The 19,580-nt window shown below is 68.9% G+C and carries 19 protein-coding genes; 7 read left to right on the forward strand and 12 right to left on the reverse strand.

All coding sequences use genetic code 11. The features are described from left to right. Positions 1-4 precede the first annotated feature (4 nt). Both A2G96_RS24735 and A2G96_RS24740 read right to left on the reverse strand, forming a co-directional pair. On the reverse strand, positions 5-364 hold the full coding sequence (locus A2G96_RS24735; RefSeq protein ID WP_062802839.1) for a type II toxin-antitoxin system PemK/MazF family toxin: 360 nt from the start codon (positions 362-364) through the stop codon (positions 5-7). Further along, on the reverse strand, positions 357-587 hold the full coding sequence (locus tag A2G96_RS24740; protein WP_062804127.1) for a hypothetical protein: 231 nt from the start codon (positions 585-587) through the stop codon (positions 357-359). The genes A2G96_RS24735 and A2G96_RS24740 overlap by 8 nt, the downstream gene beginning before the upstream one ends. A 312-nt stretch (positions 588-899) precedes the next feature. Between A2G96_RS24740 and A2G96_RS24745 the strand changes: the two genes are divergently transcribed. The 4 genes from A2G96_RS24745 to A2G96_RS24760 all read left to right on the forward strand — a co-directional run bounded on the left by A2G96_RS24745 (position 900) and on the right by A2G96_RS24760 (position 7,260). Continuing rightward, positions 900-1,310 carry a hypothetical protein gene (locus A2G96_RS24745; RefSeq protein WP_062802840.1) on the forward strand — a complete coding sequence of 137 codons (411 nt, stop codon included), beginning with the start codon at positions 900-902 and terminating at the stop codon, positions 1,308-1,310. Between the two features lie 215 nt (positions 1,311-1,525). Next, a complete protein-coding gene (locus A2G96_RS24750) occupies positions 1,526-2,974 on the forward strand; it encodes a TolC family protein (protein WP_062802841.1) in 1,449 nt (482 codons plus the stop codon). A gap of 2 nt (positions 2,975-2,976) precedes the next feature. Beyond that, entirely contained in the window at positions 2,977-4,137 is a 1,161-nt protein-coding gene (locus A2G96_RS24755) for an efflux RND transporter periplasmic adaptor subunit (RefSeq protein WP_062802842.1), read from the forward strand. Between the two features lie 6 nt (positions 4,138-4,143). Beyond that, positions 4,144-7,260, forward strand: coding sequence for an efflux RND transporter permease subunit (locus tag A2G96_RS24760; RefSeq protein WP_062802843.1), 3,117 nt, complete (start codon positions 4,144-4,146; stop codon positions 7,258-7,260). Positions 7,261-7,514: 254 nt separating this feature from the next. On the opposite strand, the gene A2G96_RS24765 is transcribed toward A2G96_RS24760, so the two are convergent. The 7 genes from A2G96_RS24765 to A2G96_RS24795 all read right to left on the reverse strand — a co-directional run bounded on the left by A2G96_RS24765 (position 7,515) and on the right by A2G96_RS24795 (position 12,391). Next, positions 7,515-8,099 (reverse strand): methyltransferase domain-containing protein, encoded by a 585-nt coding sequence (locus tag A2G96_RS24765; protein ID WP_062802844.1) that lies wholly within the window; start codon positions 8,097-8,099, stop codon positions 7,515-7,517. Between the two features lie 11 nt (positions 8,100-8,110). Beyond that, a complete protein-coding gene (locus A2G96_RS24770) occupies positions 8,111-8,461 on the reverse strand; it encodes a hypothetical protein (RefSeq protein WP_062804128.1) in 351 nt (116 codons plus the stop codon). A gap of 169 nt (positions 8,462-8,630) precedes the next feature. Then, complete coding sequence (locus A2G96_RS24775; RefSeq protein ID WP_062802845.1) at positions 8,631-9,746, reverse strand: NAD(P)H-dependent flavin oxidoreductase; 1,116 nt, start codon at positions 9,744-9,746, stop codon at positions 8,631-8,633. 55 nt (positions 9,747-9,801) lie between these two features. Then, positions 9,802-10,689, reverse strand: coding sequence for a LysR family transcriptional regulator (locus tag A2G96_RS24780; protein WP_062802846.1), 888 nt, complete (start codon positions 10,687-10,689; stop codon positions 9,802-9,804). A gap of 126 nt (positions 10,690-10,815) precedes the next feature. Next, complete coding sequence (locus A2G96_RS24785; protein WP_062802847.1) at positions 10,816-11,436, reverse strand: FMN-dependent NADH-azoreductase; 621 nt, start codon at positions 11,434-11,436, stop codon at positions 10,816-10,818. Further along, positions 11,433-11,894: a GNAT family N-acetyltransferase gene (locus A2G96_RS24790; protein WP_062802848.1), complete on the reverse strand. Its 462-nt coding sequence runs from the start codon at positions 11,892-11,894 to the stop codon at positions 11,433-11,435. The genes A2G96_RS24785 and A2G96_RS24790 overlap by 4 nt, the downstream gene beginning before the upstream one ends. Next, positions 11,891-12,391 (reverse strand): carboxymuconolactone decarboxylase family protein, encoded by a 501-nt coding sequence (locus A2G96_RS24795; RefSeq protein WP_062802849.1) that lies wholly within the window; start codon positions 12,389-12,391, stop codon positions 11,891-11,893. The genes A2G96_RS24790 and A2G96_RS24795 overlap by 4 nt, the downstream gene beginning before the upstream one ends. Positions 12,392-12,458: 67 nt before the next feature. Between A2G96_RS24795 and A2G96_RS24800 the strand changes: the two genes are divergently transcribed. Continuing rightward, positions 12,459-12,971: a MarR family winged helix-turn-helix transcriptional regulator gene (locus A2G96_RS24800; protein ID WP_062802850.1), complete on the forward strand. Its 513-nt coding sequence runs from the start codon at positions 12,459-12,461 to the stop codon at positions 12,969-12,971. A 30-nt stretch (positions 12,972-13,001) separates the two neighbouring features. On the opposite strand, the gene A2G96_RS24805 is transcribed toward A2G96_RS24800, so the two are convergent. Next, positions 13,002-15,467 carry a DUF3772 domain-containing protein gene (locus A2G96_RS24805; RefSeq protein ID WP_062802851.1) on the reverse strand — a complete coding sequence of 822 codons (2,466 nt, stop codon included), beginning with the start codon at positions 15,465-15,467 and terminating at the stop codon, positions 13,002-13,004. A gap of 382 nt (positions 15,468-15,849) precedes the next feature. Here A2G96_RS24805 and A2G96_RS24810 point away from each other — a divergent pair, with 382 nt between their 5' ends. Together A2G96_RS24810 and A2G96_RS24815 are read left to right on the forward strand one after the other, a co-directional pair. Further along, on the forward strand, positions 15,850-16,518 hold the full coding sequence (locus tag A2G96_RS24810; RefSeq protein ID WP_062802852.1) for an alpha/beta hydrolase: 669 nt from the start codon (positions 15,850-15,852) through the stop codon (positions 16,516-16,518). Between the two features lie 169 nt (positions 16,519-16,687). Continuing rightward, a complete protein-coding gene (locus A2G96_RS24815) occupies positions 16,688-17,419 on the forward strand; it encodes a BON domain-containing protein (protein ID WP_062802853.1) in 732 nt (243 codons plus the stop codon). A gap of 22 nt (positions 17,420-17,441) precedes the next feature. Here the strand turns inward: A2G96_RS24815 and A2G96_RS24820 are convergent, their stop codons facing one another. Next, the gene (locus tag A2G96_RS24820; RefSeq protein WP_062802854.1) at positions 17,442-18,173 is read right to left on the reverse strand and encodes a GntR family transcriptional regulator; all 732 of its coding nucleotides are present in this window, start codon (positions 18,171-18,173) and stop codon (positions 17,442-17,444) included. A 77-nt stretch (positions 18,174-18,250) separates the two neighbouring features. Further along, the gene (locus tag A2G96_RS24825) at positions 18,251-19,579 is read right to left on the reverse strand and encodes an MFS transporter (RefSeq protein ID WP_062802855.1); all 1,329 of its coding nucleotides are present in this window, start codon (positions 19,577-19,579) and stop codon (positions 18,251-18,253) included. Position 19,580 lies beyond the last annotated feature (1 nt).

Genomic DNA, 19,580 nt, shown 5'->3' on the forward strand with positions numbered 1-19,580 from the left:
AGGCCTATAGCCGCAGCAGCAGGCGCATGGCCTCTTCCACCTTGCGCAGGTGATTGGGCGCCAGCGTAGCCACCGGCCGGCTGCCCATGAAGCGGCGATTGGATATCGCGCGAACCTGGTCGATCAACAAGTCCGTTTCATGAGCCAGGCCCGGCAGCCTTCCCAGCGCCACGCGCAGTGGAAAGCAATCCTCGGGCTCGATCTGCGATGTCCCGGGCACGACGATCGTAGTCGGATGGCCGGCGTCGTTGAGCAGGTCGGTCTGCAGCACCAGCGCTGGCCGGTTGCGCTTGGCCGGCTCTTCCCGGTGGGTCTGGGGATTGAAATCGACCTCCCAGACCTGGCCCCGCCTCAGCTTAAGCAAGGCCGTCTCCGGCGGTGCCGTCCATCTCTTCGTTGGCCGCCAGGTGCTTCGCCCCTAACTTGTGCGAAAGCATCGCGATACGCATGGCCATCTCGCGCTCGTTTTTCTCGCGGACGGCGTCGCGGATGTAGTCCGACGTTTTCTGGCCCGCGGCCGTCGCCAGCGCGCGGGTTTGCTCGGCCAGTTCTTCGCCTGCGCGGAATGACAGGGTCGTGCCTTGCATGAGTGGCTCCGACATTGGGTAATACGCAATTATAGCGCTCATTTGTCACTCGTTCCTGTATTACGAAATTGCAGACGATAGACCCTTAGCCGCTGGGCCGAAGAGTGAAAGAAGCCTACGGAGACGGGCAAAGGCGGGGGAGGGGGAGAAGTCTGAAAGACGTGAAAGACGCGCGATCTCTCTACAGCAAGGGAACGAACGTAACGATTCCCTGTCAATCGTAATCGTTCAGTTACAATGCTGTCCTGCAGCATCCCTGGCGGCCGCGCAACACCCTTGGCCCCGGGCGATGCCGTCAATGCCCCCGACCCAATGCGACTGTTGTTCCTGCTGCTGACTGCCATGTGCCTGTCGCTGCTCTCCTTTGGAGCAGCGGCGGACGCGCGCGCGGCGTTGCCGGGGCCGCAGCCCGCGGGGGTGGACCTGATCGACATGGCGGCCGCACAGCCCGTCGACGATCTGGGCCGCCTCGTGGTGCCCGGCGACGACGGGCTGCACGACGACGATATCTGCGACGACCCGCCCCCCGGGTACTGCAATATCTGGTCGGCCGACCTGCTCGATCCGCTCGACCTGCTCGACGAGATCGAGGAATCCAGTGCGCTGTTCGCATTGCCGCCGGTGAAGCTGCTGCTACCCAGCGGCGACGTGGCCCAGCGCCCGCCCGGCCGCGCCGACCCGCCGCCTTCGGCCTTCTTCCGGCCGCCCATAGCCCTGGCCTGACCGCTTTCCTGCGCCCGCACCGTGCGCTGCCGCATGCAGCCGCCCGGCCGCGGGCCGCGCCCCTTTGCCTGATATCGCCAGCCTGCCTGCCGCCTGACCGCGCGGGCATGCCGCCGCCGTTGTGCGTCCTGCCGTGACTGCGTCCCCGTGACGGCGTCACCCGGGACGGGCGGCAGCGTGGCGAGAGGCAGACGTATCGCTTGCTTTCCCGACTCATGACAACAACCAAGCTGACCCTGATCGCGTCGCTTTCGCTGATGGCGCTTGCCGCGGCCCCGGCCCAGGCCGGCGCCCAAGGCGGCACGTCCGCGAAGGCGACAGACCTGGCCGGTGCCGCGCCCGTGGCCCGCGCACCGCTGTCCAAGCCGGCTGCCGCGCCGCTGCCGGGCGCCGCCATCCTGGCGGCCGCCGCCGTACCGAAGACCGCTCCTGCCGGCGCCGCCGCCGAAGGACCCGCCTACTCGCTGCCGCAACTGCTCGACCTTGCCCAGTCCACCAACAAGGGCGTGGCCGCCGCCGAAGCCAATGTCGATGCGGCCAGCGCCGCCATCAGCAGCGCCCGCGCCTATCCGAATCCGCAGGTCGAGGTGATGTATGGCCGCATGTCCGGCAAGCAGCCGGGCGTGGCCAGCGGCAATGCGCCCAGCTATGCGGTGGTGCAGAAGTTCGACTACCCGCACCAGCGCAGCCTGCGCGAGGCCATGGCGACCCGCGGGCTGGAATCGTCGCAGGCGGTGCGGCAGGGCTTCCGCGCCGACCTGGCCGCGCGCGTGAAGACCGCCTACTACGACGTGCTGCGCCGCGAGAGCGAGCTGCACGCCGCCGAGGAAGACCTGGCGATGATGCGCCAGATCCATTCGCGCGCACGCCTGCGCGTGGAAGTGGGCGAGGCCCCGCGCTACGAGCTGATCAAGGCCGAGACCGAACTGCTGGCGTCGCAGAAGAGCCAGCAGACCGCCGAGCTGCGCGTCAACCAGGCCAAGGCCGCGCTGCGCCAGCAGGTGGGCGGCGCCATGCCGGCGCAGTTTTCGCTGGCGGGCACGCTGGGCCAGGCGCCCGACGTGCCGCCGCTGCCGGCGCTGCGCGACACCATGACCGCCAGCAACGCCGAACTGGTCCAGCGCCGCATGGAGCTGGAGCGCGCGCAGCTGGGCGTCGACTACCAGAAGTCGCTGCGCTGGCCGGAAGTGGCGCTGCGCGCCAGCACCGACCGCCAGCCCGACAACAACGTCTCGCAGATCGGCCTGATCCTGACCATCCCGCTGTGGGACCGCCGCCGCGGCCCGGTGGGCGAAGCCACCGCGCAGGCCACGCAGGCGCGCAGCGCGCTGGAGATGCGCGAGTTCGAGCTGACGCAGGAACTGGAAGCGGCCTACCGCCAGTACGAGATCAACCAGGCCCAGGTGACCGCGCTGGAGTCCGGCATCGTGCGCGAGGCCGAGTCGGCGCTGGGCGTGGCCGAGGCCGCCTACCGCTTCGGCGAGCGCGGCATCCTGGACTACCTCGATGCCCAGCGTGTGCTGCGTGGCGCGCGCAATGAGCTGATCGCCGCGCAGTACGACCTGCAGCTGGCCGCGATCCAGATCGAAAAGCTTATGTCGACCGCCCCGGGCGCCACCGCTGCCCCTGGCCTGCAGCCGACGTCCAACATCGAACAGAAATAACCATGCGTCCCAATTTCCTGCTTTCGCTGACGGCCGCCGCCGTCCTGACGTTCAGCCTGGCGGCCTGTTCCGACAAACCTGAGCCGGTCGCCGAAGCGCCCAAGCTGCCGCCCGGCGTGATCCAGCCCGAGGGCAACCTGCAGAAGGGCCTGAAGGTGGCCCCGGTGGCCACCTCCCCGTTCAGCGAGATGCTGCGCGTGGCCGGCCGCATCGACTTCGACGAGCAGCGCGTGTCGCGCATCGGCGCCAGCGTGACCGGCCGCGTCACCGACCTCTATGCCACGCTGGGCCAGGAAGTGAAGGCCGGCCAGGTGCTGGCGCGCCTGCACAGCAGCGAACTGGGCGCGGCGCAGATGGCGTTCCTGAAGAGCGAGGCCCAGACCGAGCTGCAGGGCCGCAACGCCGAGCGCGCGCGCCAGCTGTTTGCCGCCGACGTGATCGGCCGCGGCGAACTGCAGCGCCGCGAGAGCGAACTGGCGATCGCCTCGGCCGAGATGCGCGCCTACCGCGACCAGTTGCGCGTGCTGGGCATGTCGGCAACCTCGATCGCCCAGCTGGCCAAGAGCGGCAGCATCAACTCGCACTCGCCGGTGTATTCCAGCATCAGCGGCACCGTGGTCGAGCGCAACGTGGCGCAGGGCCAGGTGGTGCAGCCCGCCGACGCGCTCTACACCGTGGCCGACCTGTCGCGTGTATGGGTGGTGGCCGAGGTGCCCGAGCAGCAGGCCGCGCAGGTGGCCGAAGGCCAGAGCGTCGAGATCGAGGTGCCGTCGCTGGCCAACGGCGCCGGGCGCCAGACCATTACCGGCAAGCTGATCTACGTCGGCCGCACGGTCAATCCGCAGTCGCGCACGGTGCTGGTCCGCACCGAACTGGAGAACCGCGAGGGCCGGCTCAAGCCCGCCATGCTGGCGAGCATGCTGATCGCGGGCAAGCCGGTCGACCAGCTGGTGGTGCCGGCGGCGGCGGTGGTGCGCGATGGCAATGACGAAATGGTCTATGTCGAGATGCCGGGCAACAAGTACCGCCTGACCCGCGTCAAGCTGGGCGCCGAGAGCGATGGCATGCGCGTGGTCCAGAACGGCGTGAAGGCCGGCGACCGCATCGTGGTCGAGGGCGCCTTCCACCTGGACAACGAGCGCAAGCGCCTCGAGCAAGGGTAAGCGGCCATGATGAAATCCCTAGTCGAAGCCGCCATCAAGCAGCGGCTGGTGGTGTGCGTCATTGCCGTGGTGCTGTTCTTCTTCGGCCTGCGCGCAGCCACCAAGCTGTCGGTGGATGCGTTCCCCGACGTGACCAACGTGCAGGTGCAGATCGCCACCGAGGCCGCGGGCCGCTCGCCCGAGGAAGTCGAGCGTTTTGTCACCGTGCCGGTGGAAATGGCCATGACCGGCCTGCCCGGGCTGGAAGAGATGCGCTCGCTGAACAAGGCGGGCCTGTCGCTGATCACGCTGGTGTTCACCGATGCCACCGACGTGTACTTCGCGCGCCAGCTGGTGATGGAGCGCCTGATCGAAGTGGGCGGGCGCATGCCCGAGGGCGTCACGCCCGTGCTGGGACCGGTCTCGACCGGCCTGGGCGAGGTCTACCAGTACACGCTGGACCGCGCCGACGACGGCAACCGCGAACTGACGCAGGAAGAGCTGGCCGAGCGCCGCATCGCCCAGGACTGGGTGGTGCGCCCGCTGCTGCGCTCGATTCCGGGCGTGGCCGAAATCAACTCGCAGGGCGGCTACGTGCGCCAGTACCAGGCGCTGGTCAACCCGGAGCGCATGCGCCATTACGGCGTGTCGATCCAGCAGGTCTACGAGGCGCTCGCGCGCAACAACGCCAACTCCGGCGGCGGCGTGCTGCCGCACTACGCCGAGCAGTACCTGATCCGCGGCGTCGGCCTGGCCAAGGGCGTCGAGGACCTCGGCAGCATCGTGCTGAAGGAAGTCAACGGTACGCCGGTCTACCTGCGCGATGTGGCCAACGTCACCATCGGCCATGAGGTGCGCCAGGGCGCGCTGGTCAAGAACGGCCAGACCGAGGCGGTCGGCGGCATCGTCATGATGATGCGCGGCGGCAATGCCAAGGAAGTGGTCAGCCGCGTCAAGGCCCGCGTGGCCGAGATCAACGAGCGCGGCATGCTGCCGGGCAAGCTGCAGATCGTGCCGTACTACGACCGCAGCGAACTGGTCGACGCGGCGCTGTGGACCGTGACCAAGGTGCTGCTCGAAGGCGTGGTGCTGGTGGTGATCGTGCTGTTCCTGTTCCTGGGCGACGTGCGTTCGTCGATCATCGTGCTGGCCACGCTGGTGCTGACGCCATTGCTGACCTTCATGGTGATGAACGAGGCGGGGCTGTCGGCCAACCTGATGTCACTGGGGGGGCTGGCGATCGCCATCGGCCTGATGGTCGACGGCTCGGTGGTGGTGGTCGAGAACGCGTTCGAGCGGCTCGGCCACAAGGAACCCGGGCTGACCAAGACCGAGATCCTGGTCAAGGCGGTGCAGGAAGTGGCCACGCCGGTGATCGTCGGCGTCGGCATCATCATCCTGGTGTTCCTGCCGCTGATGACGCTGTCGGGCATGGAAGGCAAGATGTTCGCGCCGCTGGCGTTCACCATCTCGATTGCGCTGGCGATCTCGCTGTTCCTGTCGCTGACGCTGTCGCCGGTGCTGTCGTCGTACCTGCTCAAGGGCGGCGCCGAGCATGACACCTTCCTGATCGCCTTCATGAAGCGCCACTACCTGCGCCTGCTGCACTGGGCGCTGGGCAACAGCCGCAAGACCGTGCTGAGCGCCGTGGCCGCGTTCGTCGCCACGCTGCTGATCGTGCCGCTGCTGGGTACCTCGTTCATCCCCGAGATGAAGGAAGGCTCGATCGTGCCCGCGATCGACCGCGTGCCCAACATCTCGCTGGAAGAGTCGATCAAGCTGGAAAAGGAAGCCAACAAGCTGGTGCTGGGCGTGCCGGGCGTGAAGTCGGTGGTGTCGGGCGTGGGCCGCGGCGAAAGCCCGGCCGACCCGCAGGGCCAGAACGAATCGACCCCGATCGCCAGCCTGAAGGACCGCGACGAGTGGCCCGACGGCTGGACCCAGGACGATATCGCCAACGCCATCCGCGAAAAGCTCAAGGCCATCCCGGGCGTGCAGATCGTGATGGCGCAGCCGATCTCGGACCGCGTCGACGAAATGGTCAGCGGCGTGCGTTCCGACGTGGCGGTGAAGGTGTTCGGCGATGACCTGGACAAGCTGCGCGAGCTGGCGGGCGAGATCGCCCGCGTCGCCGGCGGCATCCAGGGCTCGCAGGATATCCGCATCGAGCGCGTGTCGGGCCAGCAGTACCTGTCGATCGAGATCGACCGCCAGGCGATTGCGCGCTACGGGCTCAACGTGTCGGACATCCACGACGTGATCGAGATCGCCATCGGCGGCAAGCGCGCCACCGACATCTTCGAGGGCGAGCGCCGCTTTGCGGCGGCGGTGCGGCTGCCGGAGGACTTCCGCAACAACGTGCAGGCGATCCGCCAGCTGCTGGTGAACACGCCCGACGGCATGCAGGTACCGCTGCAGAGCGTGGCCCGCATCGAGGTCAACGACGGTCCCGCGCAGATCAGCCGCGAAATGGCCAAGCGCCGCGTGGTGGTGATGATCAACGTGAAGGACCGCGACCTCGGCGGCTTCGTCGCCGAGCTGCAGCAGGCCGCCGACGCCAAGGTCAAGCTGCCCGAAGGCTACTACCTCGAGTGGGGCGGCCAGTTCCAGAACATGGAACGCGCCATGGGCCACCTGAAGATCATCGTGCCGGTCACCATCGCCGCGATCTTCTTCCTGCTGTTCCTGCTGTTCAACTCGCTGCGCTTCGCCACGCTGATCATCACGGTGCTGCCGTTCGCATCGATCGGCGGCATCATCGGGCTGTTCGTCACCGGTGAATACCTGTCGGTGCCGGCGTCGGTGGGCTTTATCGCGCTGTGGGGCATGGCAGTGCTGAACGGGGTGGTGCTGGTGTCGTACATCCGCACGCTGCGCGACTCGGGCCTGTCGCTCGATGAAGCGGTGGTGCAGGGCGCGACCCAGCGTTTCCGCCCGGTGATGATGACCGCGACCATCGCCATGCTGGGCCTGGTGCCGTTCCTGTTCTCGACCGGCCCCGGCTCCGAGGTTCAGCGGCCGCTGGCGGTGGTGGTGATCGGCGGGCTGATTACGTCGACGCTGCTGACGCTGGTGATGGTGCCGACGCTGTATCGCTGGTTCGATGATCGCAAGCCGGATCCGACTCGGGATGTGCCGGTGTAATTGTTGAACCGCTGGTTTGCTCCCCTCTCCCGCCTGCGGGAGAGGGGCCGGGGGAGAGGGCAGGCACTGGCATACCGACGCGCATCACTTCGTCGATACGCCGGCCCTCACCCCAACCCTCTCCCGCAAGCGGGAGAGGGAGTAACCAAGCGGTCGATCGAGGACCGGTGTGCCTGGCAATTGCTCCAAAGACAACGCCCCATGCAAGTAGCCGCTTGCATGGGGCATTTCTCTTTCCTGACGACCGCAGTCACCTACGCCAGCCGCATCTCCAACTGCCTGGTCCAAAGTTCCAGCAGAAAATCCGGCTCCTCGTGCCGGATATGCCGATACAGCCCGCGCTGCGCGCCGATCGCTTCATGAACCGCCTGCGCGGTGATCTGCTGCTCCGCGAACGGATGCCGGAAATGGCAGGCGACGATGACGCCGTCGTCAGCCAGCGCGCTTGCGGCCATGGCGGCGACTTCGTGCCAGTCTGGCTTGGGAAAGTAGTAGCCCAGTTCGGAAAACACCATCAGGTCGAAGCTGCCCTCCGGCCACTGTTGCGGCAGTTCGCCGGTCAGCACGCGTGCGTGCGGGAACGGCGCCAGCCGTTGCCGCGCTTGTTCGGCGGCGCTCTCGGCCAGCTCCATTGCCACCAGCGCGTCGCAGCGCGGCGCCAGCGCCACGCTCAGGTGGCCGCCGCCGCAGCCGGGCTCGAAGGCGCGGGCGAAGCGCTCGCGCGGCAGCGTGGCCAGCAGCAGGGCGCGCTTGCGCGCTTCGTACCAGCGCGTGCCTATGCCCCAGGGATCTTCGTTGCGGCCGTACAGGCCGGCGAAATAGTCGCGGTCGACCGGCATGGCGGCAGGCCTCAGTAGCCGTAGTACGGCGCCTCGCGGTAGTAGCCGGAAGGCTGCGGGCCGCACGGCACATAGGCGCGGTCGTAGTCGCGGTAGCAATAGCCCGGCGGTACCGCCGGCGCCGCGTACGACACCGGCGCGGGGGCGTAGGTGACGGGCGGCGGCGCGACCGGTGCCGCCACCACCGGTCCCGAGGCCAGCATGGCGCCCAGCGCCAGGCCCGCCAGCGCGCCGACCGCCAGCACCGCGCCGGCGTTGGAGCCGCCATGGTGGTGGTGCCGGCCGCGCGCGGAGGCGGATCCGGCGGCTACCAGGGTCGCGGCCAGGACCGCCGCGGCGACGATGCGGGTGGAGGGGCGCATTTCGAACTCCTTGTCATGCACAGCTTGTGTTCCTGAATGATGGACGCAAAGCGGCGCTCAAGGTGTTTCGGGCCCCGGGTCGACTTGTTAGGTTTGTAACCGCGGCTTTTAAGACCTGCCTATTTTAACCCGGTGTAAGACGCGGTAAGACGGCGGTGTCCGAAACCGCTTATCCCAGCGTTTCGGCCAGCGACCCCAGCCCGCGCGCGCTGGCGGCAAGCTCGCCGGCCAGCGCCGCGACCAGCTCCGCCGCCGGCAGTGCCCGGGCCAGCGGCACCGCCTGGCCGGCCCACTGCGCGGCAAAGTCGGCGCTGCCGCGCGCCTTGGCGGCGGCGTGCAGGGCCTTGCCGGCATCGTAGGCGGTCGGGTAGTCGGGCGTGGCGGGCGCGTCGGCTGCGGCGCCCAGCTCGGTGAAGCGGTTGGCCAGGCCGCGCGCATGGCGGCCGGAAATGGCCCGCGTCAGCACGGTCGGCTTGCGTGCCTGCAGCAGCGCCTCGCGGTAGGGGCCGTCGGCCACGGTCTCGGGGCAGGCGATAAACGCGGTGCCGAGCTGCGCCGCCTGTGCGCCGAGCGCCAGTGCCGCGGCGATGCCGGCGCCGTCCATGATGCCGCCCGCGGCGATCACCGGCAGGCGGGTCTGCGTCGACAGCACCCGTACCAGCGCGAAAGTGCCCAGGCCTTCGTCGACGGCGGACGGGTCGAACACGCCGCGATGGCCGCCCGCCTCGATGCCTTGCGCGACGATGGCGTCGAGGCCGGCCGCCTCGATCGCGCGCGCCTCGGCGAGCGAGGTGGCGCTGGCCAGCAGCACGATGCCGGCGTCGCGCAGCGCGCGGATCCGGCCCGCATCGGGCAGCCCGAAATGGAAGCTGAGCACGGCCGGGCGTTCCTCCAGCAGCATCGCGTGCATGGCTTCGTCGTTGACGTAGCTGCGATAGATCTCGCGCAGCGCCGCCGGCGGGGTCGCGCCGAATTCGGCAAAGCGCGGCGCAAGATAGGCCAGCCAGGCCTGCTCGCGCGCGGCGTCGGCTACGGCGGGCGCATGGCAGAACACGTTGACGTTGAACGGGCCGCTGGTCAGCGCGCGGGTCTCGCGGATGGCCTTGCGCGCGGCTTCGGCATCCATGGCGCCCACGCCCAGCGAACCGAGCCCGCCGGCATTGGTGACGGCTGCGGCGAGCGCGGGCGTGCTGACACCGGCCATGGGTGCCTGGATGATCGGGGTGCGGATGCCAAGCCTGCGCAACAGTGGCAGCCGGTCAGCGGTGGAAGTGGAGTGGGTCAATTTGCGCTCCTTGGCAGGGTCGATGGCGATGGTGCGGCGAGGGGGAACGGCGGGGTCAGCCGTCGCGCAGTTCGCGCACGAAGGCGTCGCAGGCGTGCGTGGCATAGCCGGCACGCTTGACGAGATAGGTGTGCACCGCGCGCACCGGCACGGTCTGCACGTCGACCGCGTCGCGGTGCAGCGCCAGCAGCGAGCGGGGCAGGATCGCCATCGCGGTGCCGGCGCTGACGCAGGCCAGCATGGCGTGGTACGACGGCATCTCGGTGATGGCCAGGCGCTGGCGCATGTCGTCGCCGCCCTGCGCCAGCCAGGCTTCCGCGCACTGGCGGTAGGTGCAGCCTTTCGGGAAGGCGGCGAGGCGGCGCAATGCCACATCCTGTGGCCCGCGCACCTTGGGATGGCTGGCCGGCAGCACCAGCTGCAGGTGCTCGGTGAACAGGTAGGTGCCTTCCAGGCCGGGGGCGAGTTCGTCCAGGTCGGCCGCGCGCGCCGGTCCTTCGCCCGGATGCGCGACCACGGCGCAATCGAGCCGGTGGTCGAGCACGGCATCGACCAGCGCGCGCGTGGTGCCGGTGCGGATCTCGATTTCCACGCCGGGCCAGGCCGCGTGGAAGCGCGCCAGCGGCATCGGCAGGCGGTTGGCGGCCGCGCTTTCCATGGTGCCGATGCGCAGCCGGCCCGACGGCGCGGCGCCTTGCACCGACTGCCGCGCTTCTTCCGCCAGCGCCAGCATCTGGTTGGCATAGGCGAGCAGCCGGTGACCCTCGGGCGTCAGCAGCATGCGCTTGCTGTCGCGCTGGAACAGCGCCACGCCGAGCGCTTCTTCCAGTTGCTTGACGCGCGTGGTGACGTTGGACTGCACCCGGTCCAGCAGGCGCGCGGCACGGGTGATGCTTTGCTCGGTGGCTACGGCGCGGAAGATTTCGAGTTCAGCCAGTTCCATCGGCGGTCGGATGCGGCGGGCGGAAAAGAGGTCATCTGGATATTCTCGTTTGGAGAATATATTAAAACAGACAATCTTTCCAAGAGAATATCTCATGCAGCTGCTTCGTGCGCCGGCAGCGCCGCCTCAGGCCGATGCCGTCTCCCGCGGCCAGCCTGCCGGCACCCGCACGCTGTCCAGCGCCATCTGCGCAAAGTCCGGGCCCCAGTTCATCCGTTCCATGCGCATCACTTCCACCTGCGTGATGCCGATCGCCGCGAACACATACTTCAGGTAAGGCGTCAGGAAATCCTGCTGGCTGCCTGGGCTGTCACGGAACGGGCCGCCGCAAGAGACCACCGCCAGCACCGGCCGGTCCGCCAGCATGCCGACCTTGCCGGCCGGCGTATTGCGGAAGGTGCGGTTGGGCCGCACCACCAGGTCGATCCATGCCTTGAGCGCCGACGGCACGGTGAAGTTGTGCATTGGCGTGGAGATCAGCACGGCATCGGCCGACTCCAGTTCGGCGATCAGCGTTTCCGACAGCGCCAGCGCGGCATGCTCGGCCGGCCCGCGCTGCGCGGGCGGCATCAGGCTGGCTTCGACGGTGGCGCGATCCGGATGCGGCAGCGGCTGGCGGGCCAGGTCGCGTTCGATCACGCGCAGCGAACCGGTGCCGCCGATCTGCCCCAGCAGGCGCGCGGCGGCCTGCCGGCTGTTCGAGGCATCGCCGCGGCTGCTGGCGCTGAGATGAAGCAAGGTAGTCATCGGTGGTTGTCCTCAAGCGGGAAATGGAAGTGCAGCGCGCTCGCCAGCAGGCCATTGCGGTAGTAGAAGCGGTGGCCCAGCACGTTGACGAGCGGGGTATCGAGGACCAGCGCGCGGCAACCTGCCTGGCGCGCCTCGTGTTTGAGCCGGTCCATCACCTGCTGCCCGTAGCCGCTGCTGCGCGCGTCCGCGTCGGTGACGAGGTCGTCGACATAGGCGTGCACGCCGCGCACCAGGTTCTCCTGCAGGCGCCAGCCGGCCAGCGCCACCGGGTTGCCGTGGTCCCACAGCACCAGCAGGCGATAGCCCGTCGCCGCCTGGCGGCGCCAGCGCGCAACCAGTTCCTCGGGCGAGGCCAGGTGGGGGCGCAATTGCCGCATCAGCGCAAAGCAGGCGGCCACCTCGGTGTCATGGTCGACATGGCGGAGTTCCGTGTTGGGGGCGGTGGCGGCTTTCATGCTGCGCTCCCTGCCGCTTCGGCGGGCGGCGGCGGGAACTGCAGGCCGGCGGCAATGCGGTTCCATGCCTGGATCGCGGCGATCGAAGCGGCGAGGTAGGGGATCTCGCTCTCGCTGAAATGCTCCCGCACCTGCGCCAGCGCTTGCTGGCGGGCGTGTTCGGCACCCGCGCCCGCGCTGGCGCTCAGCACCGTCAGTGCCTCGGCCCAGCCCAGCGCCGCCTGCTCGCGCGCGGAATGGACGCCGGCCTCGCGCCACACCGCGACCAGGTCCAGCTTGCGCGCGTCGACGCCATGCCGGCGCGCCAGGTTCAGGTGGAACTGCAGGCAGAAGGCGCAGCCGTTGAGCTGCGACACGCGCACCTTGACCAGCTCGGTCAACGGCTTTTCAAGCCCCGAGTCGTCCACGGCGGTGCCCAGCGCGCGCAACGCCGCGTACACGCCCGGGGCGGCGCGGGTGAATGAATCGAACGTCATGCTGGCATGCGGGTCTGGCATTCCGGGCCTCCTTGGACAGAACTGGGTTAATATCAGAGCACGAACATAATATAAGAGTTCTGACATTATGCGCAAGACGACGACCAAACGCGGCGCCACGGCCTCGACCGCGGCTACCGTGCCCGCGCCGGGCGAAGGCAAGCGCGGCGAGAGCGGGCACCTGGGCTACCTGCTGCGCCAGGCCAGCGCGGCCAACCGGCTGCGCATGGAGCGCGCGCTGGCCGACCTGAACGTGACGCCGCCGCAGTTCGTGGTGCTGACCATGCTGGGCGCGTATCCGGGGCTGTCGGGTGCAGACCTGGCGCGGCTGGCGCTGCTGACGCCGCAGACCGTCAGCGTGATCGTCGGCAACCTGGAAAAGGCGGGCCATATCGAGCGCGCGCCGCATCCGGTGCACGGCCGCATCCAGACCATCGCGCTGACCGCGCAGGGCAAGGTGTTGCTGGGCCAGTGCCGCGAACGCGTCATGGCCAACGAGACCCGCCTGGCGGCGGGCCTGACGGCGCAGGAAGAGCAGGTGATCCGCCGCTGGCTGGTGGCGGTGGCGGTGGAAGATGCCGCGGCTGCGGCCGAGTTGTAGCGGCCAGGCAGGTGGCCCTGCCGCCGGCCATCAGCCGGTCGCCAGCGCGCGCTCCGGTTCCGGCCCGAACGGCGGCATGTTTTCCAGCCGCAGCGACTGCGGCACCGACAGCGAGATGCCCGCGGCGCGCAGCCGCTTGAGGATCTCGAACAGCAGGTCGCTGCGCGTGTTCGCGGCGATGCGCGGGCTGCCGACATAGCCGGTCACCGACAGCGTGATGCCGTTGGGGGCGAGCTGGCTGAACATCACCGACGGGGCCGGCACGTCAAGGATGCTTTCGTTCTCGCGGTAGACGTCGAGCAGCAGGTCGCGCAGCTGCTCGGGGTCGGTGTTGAGCGGGAAGGTGAGCTGCAGCGAGGCGACCCCCTGGGTGCTGTTGCTCATGGTGACGTTGCGCAGGTTCTGCGAGATCAGTTGCGAGTTGGGCACGATCACGGTCGAGCGGTCGCCGAGCTGGATCTCGGTGGCGCGCACGTTGATGCGGCGGATGTCGCCCTCGACGCCGGCGATGCTGACCATGTCGCCCACCTTGACCGGGCGCTCGGTCAGCAGGATCAGCCCGGACACGAAGTTCTTCACGATCTCCTGCAGGCCGAAGCCGATGCCGACCGACAGCGCGCTGACGATCCACGCCAGGTTGTCCCAGCGCACGCCCAGCAGCGACAGCGTCAGCAGCACCAGCAGCACGTAGCCGACATTGCTGAACAGCGTGATCAGCGACGCGCGCAGCCCGGGCTCCATGCACAGCTTGGGCAGCAGTTCCGCATCGAGCCAGCGCCGTACCGTGCGCAGCAGCCAGATGCCCACGCCCAGCGCCACCAGCGCATTGAGGATGCGCTCGGGCATGATGTTCAGGCTGCGCAGCTTTTCGCCGCCCAGCACGGTGACCAGGCTGTCGACCAGGTCCGCCGGGGTGGTGCCGAAGCCGCCGGTCAGCAGCGCCACCACCGCCAGCAGCAGCAACAGGCTGGCGCCGATGCCGGACAGGATGGTGGCGGCCTGCTCCAGGCGCGCATCGTCGACGCCGAACAGTTGCTTGATCACCTGGCCGCTGGTGTGCTGGGTCGAGAACAGGCTTTCGAACAAGTCGCGCGTGACCTGTGTCAGCAGGTACAGGCTGCACAGCACGATGTCGAACCAGACCAGCTCATAGGTCAAAAAGCGCGCAAAGCTGATATAGCCGGCCAGCAGCGCCACCATCGACACGATCACGATCAGCGTGACGCCGGCGTGGATCATGCCCGCCAGCGTGGCGCGCGCCTCGGGCTGCTCGCCGGCGGCGGCCAGCTCGTTGCGCACGCGGTTGGCGCGCAGCAGCGCCGCGCCGATGGTCAGCACCACCACCAGCGAGACCAGCCCGCGCCCCAGCAGCGTGACCTGCACGCTGGTATCGGCAATGCGGTTGAGCTGTTCCAGCGTGCCCGCCAGCAGCAACAGCCCGGCCAGCACCGCAGGGAACGGCTTCATCGCCCGCGCCACGGGATCGGCCAGCGCGGGCAGCCGCCAGGACGGATGGCGCGTGCACAGCAGCGCGCGCCCGAGGCCGGCGATCAGCGCGCTGGTCAGGGTCAGCTTGACCAGCCCGCCGTACAGCGTCATCAGGTCCGGCGGCAGTTCATAGTTGCGGGTGAAGGCGTTGTAGACGATCTGCACCGCCAGCCCCGTGGTGGCCACGGTCGCGATGGTGGTCGCCAGCGCCAGCGCACTGCGCCGCAGCCGCGTCGGCGGCAGCTTGTTCAGGCAGAACCAGGCCAGCGCGCGTTCGGCCAGGCGCTTGCCCAGCAGCCACACGCCCAGCGCGAGCAGCAGCAGCGCGATGGTGGCGGCGCGCTGCGACGGCTGCCACGCCAGCTGCCCCATCGGCACCACCTGGTCCATGAACGCGGCCATGCGCGCGCGGTCCTCGGCGGCGGGGCTGACCATCGGCTTCCAGAACTGCGGGTTCAGGATGCTTTCCGAGCGCAGCGCCAGCTGGTCTTTCATCTGGCTGCGCTGCAGCCGGGCAATCTGGCCGCTCAGGTTGGCGATGTTCTCCTTGCTCTCGGCCGCCTGCTTGAGCTGCGCATCGAGTTGCAGTCGCCGCGCATTCAGCTCGGCGCGCTGCCGCACCACTGCCGGGGCTTCCCTGGTGATGCCGTCCGACGGCGGCGGGCCGAGCACGTCGAGCTGCGCCTGCAACTGGTCGCGCTGCGGCGCCAGCGCGGCACTCAGGCTATCGACGTCGGCATCGAGCTTGTGCAGGTCGTGGTCGAGCTCGTCGAGCTTGGTGGTGCCGTCGGGATCGGAGGCCTGCTGCTTGATGCGGTCCTGCTCGGTCTGCAGGCGCTTGAGTTCGGCGGTGGCTTCGGCATGCGTGAGGGCGGGGGGCTGTTGCGCCTCGGTGGCGGAGGCGGCCTCGGATGCCGGCGCCGCGATCGCGGCGGGCAGGGTGGCTGGCATCAGGTGGCATAGCGCTGCGAGCGCAAGGCCCAGTGCGAGCCGTGAAACGTTGCTCATGGCGGAATCTCGTCGGATGCGGGAATGGCCGGGACGCCGGCGATGATCAGGCGAGGGGACCGCTGCTCGCTGGCGATCCTCTCGGCGCATGGTGTGGCAAGGCGCGATGCGGCCACGCAAGGGCATCGCAGCGCTTGGCCGCGGGCGGCAGGACCGATGCAACCAGCCCGGCCGCGATTCGCGAAATTATAGGAAAGCGCATCCGCCACACCGCCGCGGGTTGCGGCGCATCGGGCACACTGTGACAAATTGATACGCATCCATGCCCGCGCCGCCGGGGCGGCCGCAGTCGGCATGCTCGCCGCCATCGCAGTAACATCACGGGCTTCGGGCGCTGCGCGGACCGCATTGCCCCAGTCACTCAACCTCTTGTGGAGAACGCATGGCGCTTGCGTCAGGTACCGAAAAGACCACGCTCGACGGCGACGCCGGCCCGATTGAAATGCTGGTCGACCGACCGCAAGGCGAGCCGCGCGGCATTGCCGTGGTGGGCCATCCGCACCCCTTGCTGGGCGGCTCGGCCACGCACAAGGTGCCGCACCAGCTGGCCAAGGCGCTGGTGGCGCGCGGCTACCTGACCGTGCGGCCGAATTTCCGTGGCGTGGAGGGCTCCGGCGGCGCCCATGACCAGGGCCGCGGCGAGGCGCAGGACATGCTGGCGGTGGTCGCCCACCTGCGTCAGTCGCATCCCGGCCTGCCGCTGGCGCTGGCCGGATTCTCCTTCGGTGCCTTCGTCATGACCCATGTCGCCGCGGCACTGGCGGCGCAGTCGGTGCCGATCCGCCACCTGGTGCTGACGGGCACCCCCTATGGCGTGGTGAAAGGGCATCGCAGCTATGACACGCCATCCGTGCCGGCCGATTGCCTGGTGGTCCATGGCGAGCGCGACGAGCGCGCGCAACTGGCCGCGCTGTTCGACTGGGCCCGGCCGCAGGCGCTGCCGGTGGTGGTGGTGCCGGGCGCGGATCACTTCTTCACCGGCAAGCTGCCGCTGCTGGTGCGCATCGTCGGCGGCTACCTCGACCGGCCCGGGCACGGCGCCACCGTGTAAAAACTTCGATCGGTGCCGCGCTTGCGCGGTGCGCCCCGGCGGGGCGGGCCCGTCGCGCGCGAGCCGCTGCGCCCAGCGGTGACCGGTTGCGAGGCATGGATGATGCTATCGATAGCAGACACGGCGCCAGCAATGGCGCAACACGCGCGTTCAGATCGGAGGGCAATCCATGAAAGACTATCCACCGTCGGAAATCAGGGAAACGTGGCGCAACCGCGGCTATGGCGAGCCCGGCGATACCCGCCAGGCACACCACTGGCGCAGCGGCAATCCGGGCGGCGCCGGCTTTGGCTACGGGCAGGCGCGCTATGGCACGGAAGAGGGCGAAGCCCCGGAAGAGCAGTACCGTCCCGGCATCCCGGCGCGAACCGCATCGCGCCGGCTGCCCAAGAACTACCAGCGCACCGACGCGCGCATCCGCGACGACCTGTGCGAACGGCTGGCGCATGCCGACGACGACGTCTCGGACGTGACCGTCGACGTCGGCTCGGGCATCGTCACGCTGACCGGCACCGTGGCCGAGCGCGGCATCAAGTACCGCATTGAAGAACTGGCCGAAGACGTGCTGGGCGTCAACGAGGTGCGCAACAACCTGCAGGTGGCGCGCCGCGCGGGCGGGACGGACAACGGGCAGCAGGAAACCGGCGCCGGCGGCAGCATGCCCGGACAGCGGCGCCTGGGCCAGTCTGCCGGCTGGCGCCAGCCGGTGGGAGAGGTTGGGGCGGACGTGCTGTATATCGTCCAGTCGCGCGACGGGCGTTTCCTCGGCGCGGAGTCCGGCGAGGCCGTGCTGGTGCCGGGAATTGCCCAGGCCGGCCTGTTCGACGATCCGGATGAAGCCCGCGCCGCGGCGCAGGAGCATTGCAGCCGCGGTTACCGCATCCTGGCGACGCGGCGCTGATGGCGCTGACGTGGCGCCACGCTCAGGCGTTGGGCACGGCAGGCGCGCTGGCCGGATCCGGGTGGATCTGCATCACCGCGGCGCGCTTGTCCAGCAGGTGCTGGCGCAGGATCGCCGCCAGCCGCTTGCCGTCGCGGGCTTCGAGCGCGCGGATCATGTCTTCGTGGTCGTGCACCGCGCGCTCCCACTTGTCGGTCTGGTGGTTGGAGCGGAAGCGCATCGCCTTGAGCCGCCGGTTCAGCGTCAGGTAGGTCTGCAGCAGGGTCTGGTTGCGCGCCGCCGCGGCGATGCGGTCGTGGATTTCCTGGTTGCGGCTGTAGTAGCCGGGCAGGTCGTTGCGCGCATGGCAGGCCAGCATGGCGTAATGCAGCGCCTTGATCTCTGCCAGTTCCGGGGCCGTGATGCGCTCGCACGCCAGCTCGCCGGCGAAGGCTTCCAGGCCGCTCATCAGCTCGAACGCCTCCCACGCCTCGGCCTCGCTCATGCGCGAGACGCTGGCGCCGCGGTTGGGCGAGATCTCGATCAGTCCCTCGGCGGCAAGCACCTTGAGCGCCTCGCGCAGCGGCGTGCGCGAGATCCCCAGCGTTTCGCACAGTTCGCGCTCGTTCAGCTTCATGCCGGGCGCCAGCACTCCTTCGACGATGAAGTTGCGCAGGTGGTCGACCACGGTGTCGTGCAGCCGCTGGCGCACCACCCTGGGCAGGAGCGGGGCAGCGGTGCCGCCAGCGCCGCCGGTGCCGTCCGAAGCTTGCATGCAATGTCCCTGTCATTAGCGTGGTGCCATTCTAAGACATTGCCGGCCTGCCGCGACGGCGCCAGCGGCCCTTGGGTTCAGCGCGCCGGGCCGCGCAGCGGCACGCCGCTTTCGCGCGGCGCCGCGGCGCCCGCACCCCGTCCGATCAGCGCCACCGACAGCGCCGACACCAGTCCCGCGAACGCCACGTAGGCGCAGATTTGCCACGGTTGTCCGCCGCCCGACTTGAGCAGCGCCGTGGCGATGATGGGCGTGATGCCGGAAGCGAAGATCCCCGAGAACTGGTAGACGAACGAGATCCCGGTATAGCGCACCCGGGCATCGAACAGCTCGCAGAACAGCGCCGCCTCCGGCCCGTACACCGCGGCGTAGAGGATGCCGAACGGCACCACGATCGACAGCCACAGCAGCATGGTGTTGCCGCCGCTGTTCAGCATCAGCCAGAACGCCGGGAAGGCCGACAGCGCGGTGATCAGCGAACCCCAGAAATACACCCGCGTGCGGCCGATGCGGTCGGACAGGTGGCCAAAGAACGGGATGAAGAAGCACATCGCGATCGCCGCCGCCATCACCCCGACCAGCGCCTGCGTGCGGCTGATATTGACGGTCTGGGTCAGGTAGGTAATCGAGAACACGCCGAAGATGTTGAAGAAGACGCCGTCGATATAGCGCGCGCCCATGCCCTTGACGATATTGCCGGGGTAGCGCCGCATCATGTCGACAAAGGGAATCTGCGTTTCGGCATTGCGCTGCTTGACCGCGGCGAATTCCGGTGTTTCCTTGACGTTGAGCCGGATATACATGCCGACGAACACCATCGCCGCCGAGATCAGGAACGCCACGCGCCAACCCCAGGCCAGGAACTGCGCATCCGTCAGCGTCAGCGACAGCAGCGCCACCACGCCCGAGGCCAGGCACAGCCCGATCGCCAGCCCGATCTGCGGCAGCGACGCGTAGAAGCCCTTGCGGTGCGCCGGCGCGTACTCGTACGCCATCAGGACCGCGCCGCCCCACTCGCCGCCCAGGCCGATGCCCTGCAGCACGCGCAGCAGCAGCAACAGGATTGGCGCCAGGATGCCGATGCTGTCATAGGTCGGCACCAGCCCGATCAGGAAGGTCGAGACGCCCATGATCATCAGCGTCATCACCAGCATGCTCTTGCGCCCGACCTTGTCGCCGAAGTGTCCGAAGATCACGCCGCCGAGCGGCCGCGTGACAAAGCCCACCGCGAAGGTGGTGTAGGCCAGCATGGTGGCCACCAGCGGGTCGTCGCCGGGGAAATAGAGCTTGTTGAAGACCAGGCCGGCGACCACGCCGTACAGGAAGAAGTCATACCACTCGATGGTGGCGCCGATCACGGACGCCAGCGCGACCTTGCGGATCGCCTGTTCGTTGGGGCTAGTCATG

It is taken from the genome of Cupriavidus nantongensis (assembly GCF_001598055.1).
Lineage (GTDB): Bacteria > Pseudomonadota > Gammaproteobacteria > Burkholderiales > Burkholderiaceae > Cupriavidus > Cupriavidus nantongensis.

Coding starts and splice junctions, on each gene's coding strand:
- A2G96_RS24800 (WP_062802850.1), top strand. CDS start 12,459: ATGCGCAAGACGACGACCAAACGCGGCGCCACGGCCTCGACCGCGGCT.
- A2G96_RS24825 (WP_062802855.1), bottom strand. CDS start 19,579: ATGACTAGCCCCAACGAACAGGCGATCCGCAAGGTCGCGCTGGCGTCC.
- A2G96_RS24820 (WP_062802854.1), bottom strand. CDS start 18,173: ATGCAAGCTTCGGACGGCACCGGCGGCGCTGGCGGCACCGCTGCCCCG.
- A2G96_RS24745 (WP_062802840.1), top strand. CDS start 900: ATGCGACTGTTGTTCCTGCTGCTGACTGCCATGTGCCTGTCGCTGCTC.
- A2G96_RS24810 (WP_062802852.1), top strand. CDS start 15,850: ATGGCGCTTGCGTCAGGTACCGAAAAGACCACGCTCGACGGCGACGCC.
- A2G96_RS24790 (WP_062802848.1), bottom strand. CDS start 11,894: ATGAAAGCCGCCACCGCCCCCAACACGGAACTCCGCCATGTCGACCAT.
- A2G96_RS24740 (WP_062804127.1), bottom strand. CDS start 587: ATGCAAGGCACGACCCTGTCATTCCGCGCAGGCGAAGAACTGGCCGAG.
- A2G96_RS24750 (WP_062802841.1), top strand. CDS start 1,526: ATGACAACAACCAAGCTGACCCTGATCGCGTCGCTTTCGCTGATGGCG.
- A2G96_RS24780 (WP_062802846.1), bottom strand. CDS start 10,689: ATGGAACTGGCTGAACTCGAAATCTTCCGCGCCGTAGCCACCGAGCAA.
- A2G96_RS24805 (WP_062802851.1), bottom strand. CDS start 15,467: ATGAGCAACGTTTCACGGCTCGCACTGGGCCTTGCGCTCGCAGCGCTA.
- A2G96_RS24770 (WP_062804128.1), bottom strand. CDS start 8,461: ATGCGCCCCTCCACCCGCATCGTCGCCGCGGCGGTCCTGGCCGCGACC.
- A2G96_RS24765 (WP_062802844.1), bottom strand. CDS start 8,099: ATGCCGGTCGACCGCGACTATTTCGCCGGCCTGTACGGCCGCAACGAA.
- A2G96_RS24760 (WP_062802843.1), top strand. CDS start 4,144: ATGATGAAATCCCTAGTCGAAGCCGCCATCAAGCAGCGGCTGGTGGTG.
- A2G96_RS24755 (WP_062802842.1), top strand. CDS start 2,977: ATGCGTCCCAATTTCCTGCTTTCGCTGACGGCCGCCGCCGTCCTGACG.
- A2G96_RS24815 (WP_062802853.1), top strand. CDS start 16,688: ATGAAAGACTATCCACCGTCGGAAATCAGGGAAACGTGGCGCAACCGC.
- A2G96_RS24795 (WP_062802849.1), bottom strand. CDS start 12,391: ATGCCAGACCCGCATGCCAGCATGACGTTCGATTCATTCACCCGCGCC.
- A2G96_RS24785 (WP_062802847.1), bottom strand. CDS start 11,436: ATGACTACCTTGCTTCATCTCAGCGCCAGCAGCCGCGGCGATGCCTCG.